The sequence below is a fragment of the Pseudomonas sp. TR47 genome (assembly GCF_044143025.1).
In the GTDB taxonomy this organism is placed as follows: Bacteria; Pseudomonadota; Gammaproteobacteria; order Pseudomonadales; family Pseudomonadaceae; genus Aquipseudomonas; species Aquipseudomonas putida_E.
Genome location: NZ_JBHFCS010000001.1, coordinates 382,140 through 395,806 on the forward strand (window position 1 = coordinate 382,140; position 13,667 = coordinate 395,806).

Below are 13,667 nucleotides of genomic sequence, written 5' to 3' on the forward strand. Positions count from 1 at the left end.
TTCAAGAACGGCCCGTGCGACCGGTGTTCAGGCTTGCGCCCGTGGCGACACGTGTTGCGCGTGTCGCCCTCCCCCATTCCTGAAAATCCCCTGGCCCCGACTATAGCCAGCAGACCAAGGTGCTTGATCCCTCTAAAGTGTGATTTGCACACCGTTGGCCAATTCGCCCTGGCGTGTTCCCAGGTTACGCACCGGCAGTGCCCAAGCATGGCCGATTTTTACCGATTGGCAAGGTGACGGCCGCTCTGGCCTGCGGGTCGTGCCCCGGGGTACACGACCCGCAACGCGGTTACAGCGTGGAAAGGAAGGCGCTGTTACTCGCCTGCCACTGGACGATGTCCTGGCGGATGCGCTTCTTGTCGAGCTTCCCGACACTGGTCTTGGGAATTTCTGTAACAACGGCGATCTGGCAGGGAATCGCCCACTTGTTGATGTGCCCTTGCTCTACAAATGGCTTGAGGTGTTCCTTCAACGCCTTGGCATCGACAGCCTGGCCGTCATGCACCACCAGCAGGGCGAACGGGCGCTCCCCCCACTGCGGGTCGGCGACCCCAACCACTGCAACCTCGCGCACTCCAGGATGCCGGCTGATCAGGTCCTCGAGGTCCAGGGAAGATATCCATTCCCCCCCAGTCTTGATCACGTCCTTGATGCGGTCGCGAATGTCTATGTAACCCATGCCGTCGAGCGTGGCGACGTCACCGGTGTGCAGCCAGCCACCCTGCCACAGCTCCTCGCTTTTCTCCGGCTCCTTGAAATAGCCCATGGTCAACCAAGGCGCACGCAGCACCAGCTCACCTTGAGTCTCGCCATCTGCCGGGAGGAAATTGCCATCGCCATCGACGATCGCAGCTTCCACCAGCGGTACCGGGACACCGGCCTTGATGCGGTAGGTCACGCGTTCGTCTTCGCTGCCGGCCTGCAGCTCATCGTTCAGGTGCGCGGCAGAAATCAGCGGGCACGTTTCGGACATGCCATAGGCTGCAGTCAGCTGAATGCCCCGGGCCAGCGCCGCTTGATATAGCGAGCGGTTGAGCGCACTGCCACCGATGATGATCTTCCAGCCGCCGAAGTCCTGGCCCTGGGAGCTCGGACAATTGAGCAGCATCTGCAGGATGGTGGGTACGCAGTGCGAGAAGGTGACCTTCTCGTCCCGCCAGAGCTTGATCAGCATGTCGGGCTCGTAGCGGCCCGGGTACACCTGTTTCAGACCGAGCATGGTCGCCGCGTACGGGATGCCCCAGGCATGCACGTGAAACATGGGCGTGATGGGCATGTACACATCATTGCTGCCAAGCAGGCGGACGCTGTCGATACTGCCGGTCACCGAGGCCTCGGCCAAGGTGTGCAGCACCAACTGGCGGTGGGTGAAGTAGACGCCCTTGGGGTTACCTGTGGTGCCGGTGGTGTAGAACGTGGTGGCGACCGAGTTCTCGTCGAAATCCGGGAAGTCGTAATGCGGGCTGGCCGCCGCCAGCAACTGCTCGTACTCGCCCACCAGGTTCGGCAGTTCGGCGGTCTTGTCCGGGCCATCGGTCAACAGCAGGGTCTTGTCGACCGTGGTCAACTGCCCGGCAATGGCCTGGTAAAGGCCGACAAAATCGCTGTTGACCAGCACGAAGCGGTCCTCGGCATGGTTCATGGTGTAGAGGATCTGCTCAGGCGACAGACGCACGTTTATGGTGTGCACCACCGCGCCGATCATCGGGATGGCGAACATGCATTCCAGATAACGGTGGCTGTCCCAATCCATCACCGCCACGGTGTCACCGGCCTTGACCCCGGCTTCGGTCAGCACGTTGGCCAGGCGGGCAATACGCTCGTTGAGCTGTGGATAGGTCAGCCGCAACTGGTCGCGGTAGACGATCTCGCGGGTCTTTTCATAGCGGCTGCCGGACATCAGCAGGCGTTTGATCAGCAGAGGAAAGCTGTAGGCGCCCTCGGCGGGCTTGATGATGCGGGTCTGCAGCATGGTTATCCCTTCTTGAAAAGCGAGCCGGACAAGTCTGTGTCTACTGTAGTTCGCCAATGTGACGGTCAAATCAGCCGAAGGAATGATTTGGCTGCGCGAGGTATGAGTGGCATTGTTCGGTCGATGGATCAACCCTTGCCCTGCCACTGGAGCCGTACCTATGCCCAGCCCGCGTCGCGCTGTGTTTCTCGATCATGAATCCCTGGACCTTGGTGACCTCGACCTCTCACCTTTGCAGAGCCAGTTCGACGCGTTCGAACTGTACGACGCCACCCGCCCGGATCAGGTAGCCGAGCGCCTGCAGGGCGCCGTTGCGGTGATCAGCAACAAGGTCATGCTCGACGCCAACGCCCTGTCTGCCAACCCACAGCTCAAGCTGATCCTGGTCGCCGCCACCGGCACCAACAACGTCGACCTAGCTGCCGCCCGTGCCCAAGGCATCACCGTCTGCAATTGCCAGGGCTACGGCACGCCCTCGGTGGCACAGCACACCCTGGCCCTGCTGCTGGCGCTGGCCACGCGCTTGTGCGACTACAACCAGGCGGTGGCCGATGGCCAATGGGCCAAGGCCAGCCAGTTCTGCCTGCTGGACTTCCCGATCGTGGAACTGGAAGGCAAAACCCTAGGCCTGCTCGGCCATGGCGAACTCGGTGGCGCCGTCGCGCGGCTTGCTGAAGCCTTTGGCATGCGCGTGCTGAGCGGGCAGATCCCCGGGCGCCCGGCGCGCAACGATCGCCTGCCGCTGGACGAACTGCTGCCGCAGGTCGATGCCCTGACGTTGCACTGCCCCCTCAACGAACACACACGGCACATGATCGGCGCACGTGAGCTGGCATTGCTCAAGCCCGGCGCGCTGGTGGTCAATACCGCACGTGGCGGCCTGATAGACGAGCAGGCCCTGGCCGACACCCTTCGTCGCGGCCATCTGGGCGGCGCCGCCACCGACGTGCTGAGCGTCGAGCCGCCGGTCAACGGCAACCCGCTGCTGGCCGGCGACATCCCGCGCCTACTGATCACGCCGCACAGCGCCTGGGGCGCGGTGGAATCGCGCCAGCGCATCGTCGGCCAACTCAGCGAGAACGCCCAGGCATTCTTTGCCGGCCAGCCACGCCGCGTGGTCAGCTGAGCGCAAGGGCAGGCTCTGCTACACTGCGCCACTTTTTTCAGGAGGCGTCGTCCATGGACCCGCGCAGTGAAGTTTTGCTCCGCCAGGCGGACCTGTTCCAGGGTCCACTGCTGATTGCCGGCGCCCCCGCCGATGACCTGCTCGGCCAGTTGCCAAAGGCCAATGCCTGGACCTGGCACGCGGGTGATCAGGCCATGCTCGACGCCCGCTTTGCCGGGCGCAGCCATTACGGCGTCGACGTGCCGCCGGTCGCCTTCGAGGCGGCCGTACTGTTCCTGCCCAAGTCGCGCGAACTGGCGGCCTACCTGCTAAACGCACTGGCGTCACGCCTGGGCGGCGGCGAACTCTACCTGGTGGGCGAAAAGCGCGGCGGCATCGAAGGCGCGGCCAAGCATTTGCAGGCCCTGGGCAAGCCACGCAAGCTCGACAGTGCCCGGCATTGCCAGCTGTGGCAGGTCACCGTGGACAACGCGCCCGAAGCCAAGCCACTGGAAAGCCTGGCCGAACGCTTCGCGCTTGAACTGGAAGACGGCCCGCTGCAGGTGGTCAGCCTGCCTGGCGTGTTCAGCCACGGCCGCCTGGACCGCGGCACAGCGTTGCTGCTCAAGCACCTGGATAACCTGCCAGTGGGCCATGTACTGGACTTTGGCTGCGGTGCCGGTGTACTCGGCGCCACAGTCAAACGCCGTTACCCACAGAGCCGGGTCACGATGCTGGACGTAGACGCCTTCGCCGTGGCGGCCAGCCGCCTGACGCTGGCGGCCAATCAGCTGGAAGGTGAAGTTATCAGTGGCGACGGTATCGATGCTGCACCCGGCGACTTGAGCCTGATCCTGAGTAACCCGCCGTTCCATACCGGTGTGCACACCAACTACCAGGCATCGGAAAACCTGCTGAAAAAATCAGGCCAACATCTGCGAAAAGGCGGCGAAATGCGCTTGGTCGCCAACAGCTTCCTGCGTTACCAGCCACTGATCGAAAGCGCTCTGGGCAACTGCCGGACCTGTGCCGAGGCAGACGGTTTTCGCATCTATCAGGCAACACGCTGATAAAAACAGGGCTTGCCCAAAGCGTTTCGGCTAGGCAGAATCCGCACCGTCCTAGGGGAGTAGTCTCCCGCAAGCACCCTGCTTGCCCGGCACGCGTCAACACACTTGGCCCACAGGCCATGGCGCGTGCGACCCACGATCTGCGCAGACAGGTCCAGGGTTTGACAAGACCTATGACACGCACACCTTACCCGGGGCGGGGAGGCTGTACGTGTCATAGCCGTGTCGACCCGCCCCCACAGGAACCCTGATGCTGGAATCTCTCCTCGTACCTACCGCGATCGTCGCCCTGGCCGAAATCGGCGACAAGACGCAATTGCTCGCACTCATTCTGGCTGCCCGCTTCCGCAAGCCCTGGCCGATCATCGCCGGCATCATCGCCGCCACCCTGGCCAACCATGCCGCCGCAGGTGCCGTGGGCGCCTGGGTCAGCGGGTTCTTCAGCGAGTCGACGCTGCACTGGATTCTCGCCGCGAGCTTTACCGCCACGGCCCTGTGGACCCTGGTGCCGGACAAGATGGATGATGATGAAAACCCTGCGCGTCGCTTCGGCCCGTTCCTGACCACGCTGATTGCGTTCTTCCTGGCCGAGATCGGTGACAAGACCCAGGTGGCCACGGTGATGCTGGCAGCCCAGTACCCGCACCTGATCATGGTCATCATCGGTACCACGCTGGGCATGCTGATTGCGAACGTGCCAGTAGTCCTGGCGGGCAATTTCGCCGCAGAAAAGCTGCCGCTGACGCTGATTCGCCGCCTGGCCGCGACGGCCTTCATCGTACTGGCGATCGTCGCCGTCTACTCGGCAATGAAAACCAGTGGGTGGGTGGGGTAAAGCTGCAAGCTGCAAGAAAGAGCAGATGTACGCGTACTGCTCTTGCTCGTAGCTTGTAGCTGCTCTTACTTCTTGGCGGCCTGATACAGCGGCATGACCTTGGGAATTGCCGCCTGCAACGAGGCGATCCGGCTGTCAGAGGCCGGGTGAGTGCTCATGAACTCAGGTGGCGCACCCTCGGACGCCTTGCTCATCTTGTTCCACAAGGTGATCGCGGCGTTCGGGTCGTAGCCGGCACGCGCCGACAGTTCCAGGCCGATCAGGTCGGCTTCGTTCTCGTTGGCGCGGCTGTTGGGCAAGGTCATGGCGTAGTTCACCACCTGGTCTGCCAGCGCAATGCTGTTCTGGCCAAGGCCAAACAGCGCACCTGCGCCCTGGCGGGCCATTTCCACACCGTAAGCCTTGGACATCGCTTCGCGACTGTGTTCACGCAGCGCGTGGGCGATCTCATGCCCCACCACTGCCGCAATCTCGGCATCGGTAAGCTTGAGCTGGTCGATCAGGCCGGTGTAGACGATGATCTTGCCGCCAGGGCCGCAGTTGGCGTTGAGCTCATCGCTCTTGATCACATTGACCTCCCACTGCCACTGGGCGGCATCCGGGCGGAATTTCGGCGCCTGGGCGATCAGCCGGTCGGCAATCACCTGCACGCGCCTGGCATCGGCGCTGGACTTGTCCAGCACGCCCTTGTTCGACGCCTCGCCAAGGGTCTGCTGGTACGACTGGGCGTACATCTGGTTGACCTCATCGGTCGAGAGCATGCTGAACATGTACTGCTTGCGCTCGACGCCGACAGCACCGCCGCTGGTGGTATTGACCGCCTGGCAGCCAGCCAGCAGGATGCCAGCGCTCAAGAGGCTGACGACAAAAGACTTACGCATGAAAACACTCCCTTTTTACATGCGGGATATCCTAGGCCGAGTCGCCCATGGGCTACCAGAGCCGCAGGGAAGATTTTCTTCGCCAGTACCGGCCTCATCAGGCCGGCGTCAGGCACTCGGGCGCATCCAGCTTCGGGTCATTGACGAAATTCGCCAGCGCCCGCTCACGTAGCGTGGCCGGTGGGCTGGCGAGCAGCTCATGCAGACGCGGCAGCGGTGTGTCAGGGTCCAGCCATGCGGCCTGCCCCGCCTCATCGAGAATCAACGGCCGGCGTTGGTTCATCGCCGCCTGGGTCACCACCGCACAGCTCAGCCACACCTGGTCCTGGACCGGGTAGGCTTCCCATATGGCCGCGAAATACAACGACGAACCCTCCCCCGGCGTCAACCAGTACGGCCGTTTGCGCACCGTGCCACGCCATTCGTAAAAACCGTTGGCTGGCATCAGGCAGCGCCGCAGACGTAACGCTTCGCGGAACATCGGTTGCTCGGCCAGAGTTTCGGCCCGGGCATGCGCGGGGGTGCGTGAGAGGTCAGTGAGCCAGGCCGGGGTCAGGCCCCAGCGCGCCTTGGCCAACTGCATCTGGCCGTCGACCTGGCGCTGGATCAGCACCGAAGCGCCGGGCGAGATATTCCATTGCGCCGGCTGGCCGGCAGGAAAGCCTGGCAGGCTTGCCAGCACCTGGGGCCAGCGAAACAGGGCATAGCGTCCACACATGGGCGATTTCAGAACCTAGCAGATCAAGGTACCGGGATAGCTCTCCGGTTCGTCGCCGACAAGCGGCTGGGCGCCATTGTACGCATCGATCAGCTGCCGTGCGTAACCGGCCTGCTCATCGGCCACGGCGAGCCCAAGCAAGCCTTGCATCGGCAACTCGCCAACACCGCCCATCAGGTCACGGCCGATCATGTGCACCTCGATACCCTCGCTGGCCAGCATGCCAGCGAGCATTTCTGCCTCCAGCAAGGTTTCCGGTTCGTAGATCCGCCGCATCAGGCATCGTCCTCGCGTCTGACTTCGAGCATCCATTCGTCGCCGTGCACCTGCAGGATGAACACTACCGGCTGACAACACACCTGGCAGTCTTCGGTATACATCTGGTCGCCACCGGAGATGTCCACGGTGGTTTCCACGCGCTCGCCGCAATAAGGGCAATCGTAGAAGTCGGTTTCCAGCATCGCGGCCTCCGCAGTGACTTATGCGTATAATTGCCGGTCTGTTTACAGGGCCTGCGTGTGTCCGAGCCGTTTTTCGGGCCCCACCCCTACTTTATTACCCTAGCCGTTTCCAACAAGAGAGCATGATGGGCGAATTCGATGCCATCCGACCGTACGACGATGCTGAGGTCCCTGCCGTGCTGGCACGCCTGCTCAGCGACCCGGCATTCCTCGATATCCTCACCCACTTCCGCTTCCCGCGCGCAGCCGGGGCACTCGGCTGGTTGCTCAAGCCGCTGATCGCCCGCCGCCTGCGCAAGGAGTTCGCCGGGGTTACCTGCGTGTCCACATTGCAGGACAAGGTCGAATACTACGTCGACCACACCATCGAGCGCGCTACCGACGGGGTCACGTACACAGGCGTCGAGCAACTCAAATCCGGTACCGCCTATCTGTTCCTGGCCAACCACCGTGACATCGTCATGGACCCGGCCTTCGTCAACTACGCGGTGTACCACGCAGGCCTGCCGACGCCACGCATCGCCATTGGCGACAACCTGCTGCAAAAGCCGTTCGTCAGCGACATGATGCGCCTGAACAAGAGCTTCATCGTCCACCGCTCGCTCACTGGCCGGCGCGAGAAGCTCGCGGCCTACCAACTGCTCTCGGCCTACATCAACCATTCGATCCGCAACGACGGCGCTTCGATCTGGATCGCCCAGGCCGAAGGCCGTGCCAAAGATGGCGATGACCGCACCGACTCGGCCATCCTCAAGATGTTCCACATGAGCCGCAAGGATGAGCCTTTCGGTGCGGTGATACAGGGTCTTAACCTTACTCCGGTGTCGATCAGCTACGAGTACGACCCCTGCGACCAGGCCAAGGCGCGCGAACTGTATATCCGTGCGACTACCGGCACCTATCAGAAGGCGCCAGGTGAAGACGACAACAGCATCGCCAAAGGCATCACCGGCTACAAGGGCCGGGTACACATCAACTTCGCCCCGCCGGTAACCGCGTTCTACGAGGACACCAAGCAGCTGGCGCAGGAGATCGACCGGCAGATTCTGGGTGGCTACCGACTGTTCCCGGTGCACTACCTGGCCTACGCAATGTGGGGCGAAAAGGATGAGGCACTACAGGTGCCGAGCGCCGAGAAGCTGTTCCCGGCCGAGGAGCTGGCAAAAGCCAAGGAAGAATGGCAACGCCGCCTGGACGCCTGCCCGCAGGAGCAGCGGCCATACCTGGTGTTGCAATACGCCACGCCGGTGCGCAACCAGTATCAGGTCAGGCAACAGGCGCCGGTTGCCTGACCACAGGGGCCGCTTGGCGGCCCCGCATGGTTCAGATCCAGGTACTGAACCAGGACAGCAGCAAGGCCATCGCCAGGCAGGAAAAGCCCAGAATGTAGTAATAGCGCGGCACCCGCTGGTCGAATGCATCCACCAGCCCGTCATCCACTGCCAGGCTTTCGCGGGTGATGGCCTGGCGACGCCGTGCACTGTGCAGCAGCAACCCGCCCGGGCAGGTCATCAACAATGCCAGCAGATTGATCAGCTTGGTCGGATGGGCGGCCAGAACCCCCCAAAGCACTTGCAAGGACATCACGCAACCTCGGTCAGAACGTCAGCGAAGGCCGGCATTCTACCGAAGACCGGCCCTGGCGCCCGGACTTGGCGACAAAGTGTCACTAAATTTCATCTGTCACACGCTCGTCATCAAGGCAGGCCACCCTGTCGGCCTTTTCCCGAACCGGAGCGAGTACATGCTGCACGCCGAAAACCAGGACCGCCTCTATCTCATTGCCCAGAGTGATGAACAGCAGGCGTTGATCGATGGTTTTGCCATCAATGTCCAGGACCGCCAGTGGCTGGTGTATTGCGCCCTGGGCGGGCATGCGCATGAGCATTTGCCAGAGGTGGACCTGCTGACGGGCGTGAGCGTGCTGGATTTTCATATCCAAGCAGCCTGAGGCCTTCGAAAAACCAAAAAAACCCGCTGCCAGGCACGCAGGCAGCGGGTTTGTTCTCGGTACAGCGAAAAGCTTATTCGCCCAGCACCTGGCCGATGGTCGGGTCTTTGAACAGGCGGGTCAACGCATCGCTCAACACATCCCCCACCAGCTTGGTGTTGGTTTCCTGGTTGGGCGCCATGCCGAAGCGCTGGTCCAACGAGGCGCCGTAACGGCCGCTGTAACGGCGGTTGGCGTTCGACACATCAGCACGGAAGGTGGCGCCGATGGTGGCCTCGGTCACGTACAGGTTTTCCTTGGGCGACTGGTACTTCAATTCGGCCAGGGTCACGGTCAGTTGCGGCGCGTTGGAGGCGTTGGCCGAAGGGGTGAAGCCCAACAGGCGTACGGCCGCCTCGGCCTGAGCCTGCAGCTTGGGCACGATGTCATTGCCATTGACGCTGATGGTGCTGGTCTCGGGGTACATGCCACCACGAGTGCCCAGGGACTGCGAAGCCCGGCCGTCCACCACCTTGACCACCACCGGCTGGCCGTGGCCGACCGGGGCGAGCTGGGCGTTGAGCTTGGGTTGCGGGCTGAGTTGTTGCGGGCTGTGGGCACAACCGACCAGGCTCAGGCTGGCCACGGCAAGCAAACCGAACAACAGACGTTGCAACATGCGTGTTTCTCCAGAAAAAGCGGCAAAGGTCCACAGTATACCTAGCGGCACGCTACAAGCGGCAAGCTACAAGTAAAAGCAGACCGCACGGGGCGCAGGCGTCTTCTTGAGGCTTGCCGGTTGAAGCCAGGCCCTTCTGTCACACGCGGTTCATGGTCCTGCTGTTATCTTCGCTGCAAGCCCTAACACACAGGACTCGACACCATGGCCTCGCTCTGGACCCTGCTCTTCCAACGCCCGCGCCACAATACCTATGCACGCCTCGATGGCGACGGCAACTGCCTGGGATTCAAGCAATGCAGCCAGCCACCAGGCAGCAACGGTTGGGTGCAGGTCAAAGAAATCCAGCTTGCCTGGCTGGGCCGCCCGCTGCCCGCCAACGCCCGGGTTTGCGCCCATGCAAGCGGCCATTGGCAGCGGCGCACCCTGCCCGCCTGACAAACGCTGCAATAAAAAGCACGAATAACGACCTTTCTGCCCGCGACATCGTTATAATCTCCCCCCGATTATAAGGACGTCTCCTGATCGGGCCCCGCATTTGCCGTTTGACCCCGGCACCTTCACCGCTTCGCCCACAGAGAGCCTTCCACTCAGGTCTTGCATCGGCTGTCGTGCCTGCTTTTCCGGCCCTTCGCACTGCATGAACCTGCGGGTTGCCATCGCGCAGTCCCCTTTTGAGGTTCACGTCTCCAAAAGAGCGTGAAAAAAACGGTTTTCACAACTTCACGAGAGTGTGGCGAGCAAATGAACAGTCTGGCATGTGCAATAGCGACAGATGTGTCCCGAACAGCCCTGAACAGGCGGCTGATACGCTCATTTCACATGGGTGTCTGAAACCGCTCCGTAACGCACGCACGACACCTTGACCATAAGTCGAATTGCCGCACCTGTGGCAAACGGCGTTCAATAGACGAACCCGAAGACTGATTTGGCGGTGTCCGCGGAAGTTGCAAGAACTGCGAAGAGTCGGACATGGCGATCCTGGCACACCTGGGGTCCTATGCTGTCAATTAGGTAGCTGTAGATTGTGGAGACGCGTTAAATGGCGCAGAACGAATCGGTTGATGTAGTACTGGTAGGCGCGGGCATCATGAGTGCCACCCTGGCCGTACTGCTCAAGGAGCTCGACCCGACCCTGAAGCTTGAGGTCGTCGAGGCGATGGACTCCGGGGCCGCGGAAAGCTCCAACCCCTGGAACAACGCAGGCACCGGCCATGCCGGCCTGTGCGAGCTGAACTACACGCCCCAGGCCGCCGATGGCAGCATCGACATCAAGAAGGCCGTGCACATCAATGCCCAGTTCGAGGTCTCGCGCCAGTTCTGGGCTTACCTGAGCAAAAAAGGCAATTTCGGCCCGGCCCGTGCCTTCATCAACCCTGTCCCGCACCTGAGCTACGTCGAAGGTGACAAGGGTGTTTCCTTCCTCAAGAAGCGTTTCGAGCTGCTCAAGCAGCACCATGCCTTCGCCGAGATGGAATACACCGAAGACAAGGCGGTGATGAATGAGTGGATGCCGCTGATGATGCCCGGCCGCCCGGCCGACCAGCACATCGCCGCCACCCGCGTGACCAAAGGTACCGACGTCAACTTCGGCGCACTGACCAACAAGCTGCTCAAGCTGCTGGGCGACTCGCAGAATGCGCAGGTCAAGTACAGCAAGAAGGTCGTCGGCCTGCGCCGTAACGGCGCTGGCTGGACCGTCAGCATCAAGGACATCAACAGCGGCGGCAGCCGTGAAGTGGACGCCCGCTTCGTGTTCCTCGGCGCCGGCGGCGCGGCACTGCCGCTGCTGCAACTGTCCGGCATCCCGGAGAGCAAAGGCTTCGGCGGCTTCCCGGTAAGCGGCCAGTGGCTGCGTTGCGACAACCCGGAAATCGTCAAGCAGCACCAGGCCAAGGTCTACAGCCAGGCCGCCGTTGGCGCGCCGCCGATGTCGGTGCCGCACCTGGACACCCGCGTGGTGGACGGCAAGACATCGCTGCTGTTCGGCCCGTATGCAGGCTTTACCACCAAGTTCCTCAAGCACGGCTCGGTGATGGACCTGCCACTGTCGGTGCGCATGGGCAACATCGGCCCGATGCTGGCCGTGGCCCGCGACAACATGGACCTGACCAAGTACCTGGTCAGCGAAGTGATGCAGTCGATGGAACAGCGCCTCGAGTCGCTGCGCCGCTTCTATCCGCAGGCCAAGGCTGAAGACTGGCGCCTGGAAGTGGCTGGCCAGCGCGTGCAGATCATCAAGAAGGACCCGAAAAAAGGCGGCATCCTGCAGTTCGGTACTGAGTTGGTGTCGGCACAGGACGGCAGTATCGCGGCACTGCTCGGCGCATCCCCTGGTGCGTCGGTGACCGTGTCGATCATGCTTGAACTGATCGAGCGCTGCTTCCCCGAGCAGGCCAAGGGCGCCTGGGCTGCCAAGCTCAAGGAAATCTTCCCGGCTCGCGAGAAGACCCTGGCCACCGATGCAGCCCTGTACCACAAGATCAGTGCCGACAACGATGAGGCGCTGGACCTGGTAGAGAACAGCCCGGCCAAGCACTACGCCTAACGCCCCTCGGGGTAATGCCAGTCAGGTAGGCGATCCAGGGCCGCTTTGCGGCCCTGATAACGCTAACTGACTGGCAATGCCCCTAGGGCGTTTTTTGTGGCGGGGATCTATCAGGCGCGGGCTTTATCGATGATCTCGATGTATTCAGCCGCATTGCGCTGGTCGGCGATCACTTCGACGAAGGTCTTGCCCTGTTCGTCTTTGCCGTCCAGGTCCAGCCCGGCTTCGACGAAGAACCCTACGAAGCGCTCGAAATCGTCGACACGCAGGCCGCGGTAAGCCTTGATCAGCTTGTGCTGAGAAGGCGAAGTCACACCATCTGCAGGCTCAAACTGGAGAAACGACTTGATGTAGTCGTCGCTGATTTCGTCACCAATCACCTGCTTCTTGTCTTTGCGCATTGCCGGCTCCAACTGGACCATCACGAATTTCGAAGGCCGGCAGTTTACCCCCCACACGCGGCACGCCTCAACGCGTACGTACGGTACCTGTGTGCAAGTCGGCCCAGACATGGCCGTTGGAGTAGGTCAGAAACTGCACATACAGCGTCTCGTTGCGCAGCAGGTCCATGATCACGCGGTAGTCGCTGACCGGGTAGTTCAGGCTCAACGTGCGGGTCTTGTCGTCATACACAGGCTTTTTCAGGCTCTTGCCCGCCTCGCCATCGAAGGTGAGCAACACCTGGCTGATCGTCGCACCTTTACTCAACGGCTTGCCTTTGAGGCGCATCTGCAAGGAGGCGGTGATCGGAATTGGCTGTTGATCAGATGGGCGCTGCGCCCCAACCACTACCGAGTAGTCGGTTACCTGCAACAGTTGCTGGCCTGTCGGCGCTTCCTGGCGCAGGGCCTGGTCATCGGGCGGGAGAAACTGGCTGTGCAGCGGTGCGGCGGCAAGAGGCAGGCTGACTGCCAGCAACAGGGGAACGATCGCTCGCATGTAAGGCTCCTTGGCATGAAGGAGCACTCTAGCATGCTGCACAACGGGGGCTGTCAATCGAACTGCGCGAGCATCCAGGCATGATACCGGGCAACACCCTCTTCGCCTTCACGCGGCGCCCAAGGGGCATGCTCGCCGTCGGCCAACTGCCGGTACGGGCCGGCTTTGCATTCGAACAGAATGCTGTCTGCCTCGAGCACCACCAGGGAATGGAAGAGGCCGGGGCGCAGGTCCACGCCAAGGCACTCGCCACCGGCTTCAAGGACGCGCTTGTCGATCACTGCGCCCTGCTCATCGAACATGAGCAGCCCCAAGCGGCCTTTGAGCGCCAACAAAGTCTCGGCCTTGTCCTCGCTCAGGTGCCGGTGAGGCGCAATATAGGTGGACGGCTGCAAGCCCACTGCCAAACGGTGACAGGGGTCTTGCATCTCATGGAAATTGTGATGGTAGCGACCACGCGGTGCGTCGGCGGCTTTCTGCGCCAGCCCGGCAAACAACGCTTGGTCGATGAAAGCAGGCTGGCTCATGA

17 protein-coding genes and 1 riboswitch are annotated in these 13,667 nt (G+C 62.1%); of the genes, 7 read left to right on the forward strand and 10 right to left on the reverse strand.

Annotated elements, in window-relative coordinates:
• Positions 1-289 precede the first annotated feature (289 nt).
• Positions 290-1,972 carry a fatty acid--CoA ligase gene (locus ACEWE8_RS01735; protein WP_046784540.1) on the reverse strand — a complete coding sequence of 561 codons (1,683 nt, stop codon included), beginning with the start codon at positions 1,970-1,972 and terminating at the stop codon, positions 290-292.
• A 160-nt stretch (positions 1,973-2,132) separates the two neighbouring features.
• Between ACEWE8_RS01735 and ACEWE8_RS01740 the strand changes: the two genes are divergently transcribed.
• The 3 genes from ACEWE8_RS01740 to ACEWE8_RS01750 all read left to right on the forward strand — a co-directional run bounded on the left by ACEWE8_RS01740 (position 2,133) and on the right by ACEWE8_RS01750 (position 4,982).
• Positions 2,133-3,098, forward strand: a complete 966-nt coding sequence (locus ACEWE8_RS01740; protein WP_046784541.1) for a 2-hydroxyacid dehydrogenase — start codon at positions 2,133-2,135, stop codon at positions 3,096-3,098.
• A gap of 53 nt (positions 3,099-3,151) precedes the next feature.
• Entirely contained in the window at positions 3,152-4,147 is a 996-nt protein-coding gene (locus ACEWE8_RS01745) for a class I SAM-dependent methyltransferase (RefSeq protein WP_046784542.1), read from the forward strand.
• A gap of 42 nt (positions 4,148-4,189) precedes the next feature.
• A riboswitch (yybP-ykoY riboswitch) is annotated at positions 4,190-4,309 on the forward strand.
• A 91-nt stretch (positions 4,310-4,400) separates the two neighbouring features.
• Positions 4,401-4,982, forward strand: coding sequence for a TMEM165/GDT1 family protein (locus tag ACEWE8_RS01750; RefSeq protein ID WP_174141606.1), 582 nt, complete (start codon positions 4,401-4,403; stop codon positions 4,980-4,982).
• A gap of 65 nt (positions 4,983-5,047) precedes the next feature.
• Here ACEWE8_RS01750 and ACEWE8_RS01755 read toward each other — a convergent pair whose 3' ends face one another.
• The 4 genes from ACEWE8_RS01755 to ACEWE8_RS01770 form a co-directional block, all read right to left on the reverse strand.
• The gene (locus tag ACEWE8_RS01755) at positions 5,048-5,863 is read right to left on the reverse strand and encodes a M48 family metallopeptidase (RefSeq protein ID WP_012316235.1); all 816 of its coding nucleotides are present in this window, start codon (positions 5,861-5,863) and stop codon (positions 5,048-5,050) included.
• A gap of 97 nt (positions 5,864-5,960) precedes the next feature.
• Entirely contained in the window at positions 5,961-6,581 is a 621-nt protein-coding gene (locus tag ACEWE8_RS01760; RefSeq protein ID WP_046784543.1) for an SOS response-associated peptidase, read from the reverse strand.
• Between the two features lie 15 nt (positions 6,582-6,596).
• Complete coding sequence (locus tag ACEWE8_RS01765) at positions 6,597-6,857, reverse strand: putative signal transducing protein (RefSeq protein ID WP_046784544.1); 261 nt, start codon at positions 6,855-6,857, stop codon at positions 6,597-6,599.
• Positions 6,857-7,042 (reverse strand): CPXCG motif-containing cysteine-rich protein, encoded by a 186-nt coding sequence (locus ACEWE8_RS01770; RefSeq protein WP_012316238.1) that lies wholly within the window; start codon positions 7,040-7,042, stop codon positions 6,857-6,859. The genes ACEWE8_RS01765 and ACEWE8_RS01770 overlap by 1 nt, the downstream gene beginning before the upstream one ends.
• 122 nt (positions 7,043-7,164) lie before the next feature.
• On the opposite strand from ACEWE8_RS01770, the gene ACEWE8_RS01775 reads away from it, so the two are divergent.
• Complete coding sequence (locus ACEWE8_RS01775) at positions 7,165-8,334, forward strand: 1-acyl-sn-glycerol-3-phosphate acyltransferase (RefSeq protein WP_161871248.1); 1,170 nt, start codon at positions 7,165-7,167, stop codon at positions 8,332-8,334.
• Between the two features lie 31 nt (positions 8,335-8,365).
• On the opposite strand, the gene ACEWE8_RS01780 is transcribed toward ACEWE8_RS01775, so the two are convergent.
• Positions 8,366-8,626 (reverse strand): hypothetical protein, encoded by a 261-nt coding sequence (locus ACEWE8_RS01780; RefSeq protein WP_012316240.1) that lies wholly within the window; start codon positions 8,624-8,626, stop codon positions 8,366-8,368.
• Between the two features lie 160 nt (positions 8,627-8,786).
• On the opposite strand from ACEWE8_RS01780, the gene ACEWE8_RS01785 reads away from it, so the two are divergent.
• The gene (locus ACEWE8_RS01785; protein ID WP_046784546.1) at positions 8,787-8,993 is read left to right on the forward strand and encodes a hypothetical protein; all 207 of its coding nucleotides are present in this window, start codon (positions 8,787-8,789) and stop codon (positions 8,991-8,993) included.
• Between the two features lie 73 nt (positions 8,994-9,066).
• On the opposite strand, the gene ACEWE8_RS01790 is transcribed toward ACEWE8_RS01785, so the two are convergent.
• Positions 9,067-9,651 carry a YajG family lipoprotein gene (locus ACEWE8_RS01790; RefSeq protein WP_039603065.1) on the reverse strand — a complete coding sequence of 195 codons (585 nt, stop codon included), beginning with the start codon at positions 9,649-9,651 and terminating at the stop codon, positions 9,067-9,069.
• Between the two features lie 204 nt (positions 9,652-9,855).
• On the opposite strand from ACEWE8_RS01790, the gene ACEWE8_RS01795 reads away from it, so the two are divergent.
• Positions 9,856-10,089 carry a hypothetical protein gene (locus tag ACEWE8_RS01795; protein WP_046784547.1) on the forward strand — a complete coding sequence of 78 codons (234 nt, stop codon included), beginning with the start codon at positions 9,856-9,858 and terminating at the stop codon, positions 10,087-10,089.
• Positions 10,090-10,693: 604 nt separating this feature from the next.
• A complete protein-coding gene (gene mqo, locus ACEWE8_RS01800; protein WP_046784548.1) occupies positions 10,694-12,199 on the forward strand; it encodes a malate dehydrogenase (quinone) in 1,506 nt (501 codons plus the stop codon).
• A 110-nt stretch (positions 12,200-12,309) separates the two neighbouring features.
• Here mqo and ACEWE8_RS01805 read toward each other — a convergent pair whose 3' ends face one another.
• The 3 genes from ACEWE8_RS01805 to ACEWE8_RS01815 all read right to left on the reverse strand — a co-directional run bounded on the left by ACEWE8_RS01805 (position 12,310) and on the right by ACEWE8_RS01815 (position 13,665).
• Positions 12,310-12,600, reverse strand: coding sequence for a PA4642 family protein (locus ACEWE8_RS01805; protein ID WP_046784549.1), 291 nt, complete (start codon positions 12,598-12,600; stop codon positions 12,310-12,312).
• 67 nt (positions 12,601-12,667) lie between these two features.
• The gene (locus ACEWE8_RS01810) at positions 12,668-13,138 is read right to left on the reverse strand and encodes a hypothetical protein (RefSeq protein WP_046784550.1); all 471 of its coding nucleotides are present in this window, start codon (positions 13,136-13,138) and stop codon (positions 12,668-12,670) included.
• A gap of 53 nt (positions 13,139-13,191) precedes the next feature.
• Entirely contained in the window at positions 13,192-13,665 is a 474-nt protein-coding gene (locus tag ACEWE8_RS01815) for a WbuC family cupin fold metalloprotein (RefSeq protein ID WP_046784551.1), read from the reverse strand.
• Between the last annotated feature and the right edge of the window lie 2 nt (positions 13,666-13,667).

What these genes read in the sequence shown, in the direction of transcription:
- ACEWE8_RS01735 (WP_046784540.1), bottom strand. Translation starts at nt 1,972, where the DNA reads ATGCTGCAGACCCGCATCATCAAGCCCGCCGAGGGCGCCTACAGCTTT.
- ACEWE8_RS01740 (WP_046784541.1), top strand. Translation starts at nt 2,133, where the DNA reads ATGCCCAGCCCGCGTCGCGCTGTGTTTCTCGATCATGAATCCCTGGAC.
- ACEWE8_RS01745 (WP_046784542.1), top strand. Translation starts at nt 3,152, where the DNA reads ATGGACCCGCGCAGTGAAGTTTTGCTCCGCCAGGCGGACCTGTTCCAG.
- ACEWE8_RS01755 (WP_012316235.1), bottom strand. Translation starts at nt 5,863, where the DNA reads ATGCGTAAGTCTTTTGTCGTCAGCCTCTTGAGCGCTGGCATCCTGCTG.
- ACEWE8_RS01760 (WP_046784543.1), bottom strand. Translation starts at nt 6,581, where the DNA reads ATGTGTGGACGCTATGCCCTGTTTCGCTGGCCCCAGGTGCTGGCAAGC.
- ACEWE8_RS01765 (WP_046784544.1), bottom strand. Translation starts at nt 6,857, where the DNA reads ATGCGGCGGATCTACGAACCGGAAACCTTGCTGGAGGCAGAAATGCTC.
- ACEWE8_RS01770 (WP_012316238.1), bottom strand. Translation starts at nt 7,042, where the DNA reads ATGCTGGAAACCGACTTCTACGATTGCCCTTATTGCGGCGAGCGCGTG.
- ACEWE8_RS01775 (WP_161871248.1), top strand. Translation starts at nt 7,165, where the DNA reads ATGATGGGCGAATTCGATGCCATCCGACCGTACGACGATGCTGAGGTC.
- ACEWE8_RS01780 (WP_012316240.1), bottom strand. Translation starts at nt 8,626, where the DNA reads ATGTCCTTGCAAGTGCTTTGGGGGGTTCTGGCCGCCCATCCGACCAAG.
- ACEWE8_RS01785 (WP_046784546.1), top strand. Translation starts at nt 8,787, where the DNA reads ATGCTGCACGCCGAAAACCAGGACCGCCTCTATCTCATTGCCCAGAGT.
- ACEWE8_RS01790 (WP_039603065.1), bottom strand. Translation starts at nt 9,651, where the DNA reads ATGTTGCAACGTCTGTTGTTCGGTTTGCTTGCCGTGGCCAGCCTGAGC.
- ACEWE8_RS01795 (WP_046784547.1), top strand. Translation starts at nt 9,856, where the DNA reads ATGGCCTCGCTCTGGACCCTGCTCTTCCAACGCCCGCGCCACAATACC.
- mqo (WP_046784548.1), top strand. Translation starts at nt 10,694, where the DNA reads ATGGCGCAGAACGAATCGGTTGATGTAGTACTGGTAGGCGCGGGCATC.
- ACEWE8_RS01805 (WP_046784549.1), bottom strand. Translation starts at nt 12,600, where the DNA reads ATGCGCAAAGACAAGAAGCAGGTGATTGGTGACGAAATCAGCGACGAC.
- ACEWE8_RS01810 (WP_046784550.1), bottom strand. Translation starts at nt 13,138, where the DNA reads ATGCGAGCGATCGTTCCCCTGTTGCTGGCAGTCAGCCTGCCTCTTGCC.
- ACEWE8_RS01815 (WP_046784551.1), bottom strand. Translation starts at nt 13,665, where the DNA reads ATGAGCCAGCCTGCTTTCATCGACCAAGCGTTGTTTGCCGGGCTGGCG.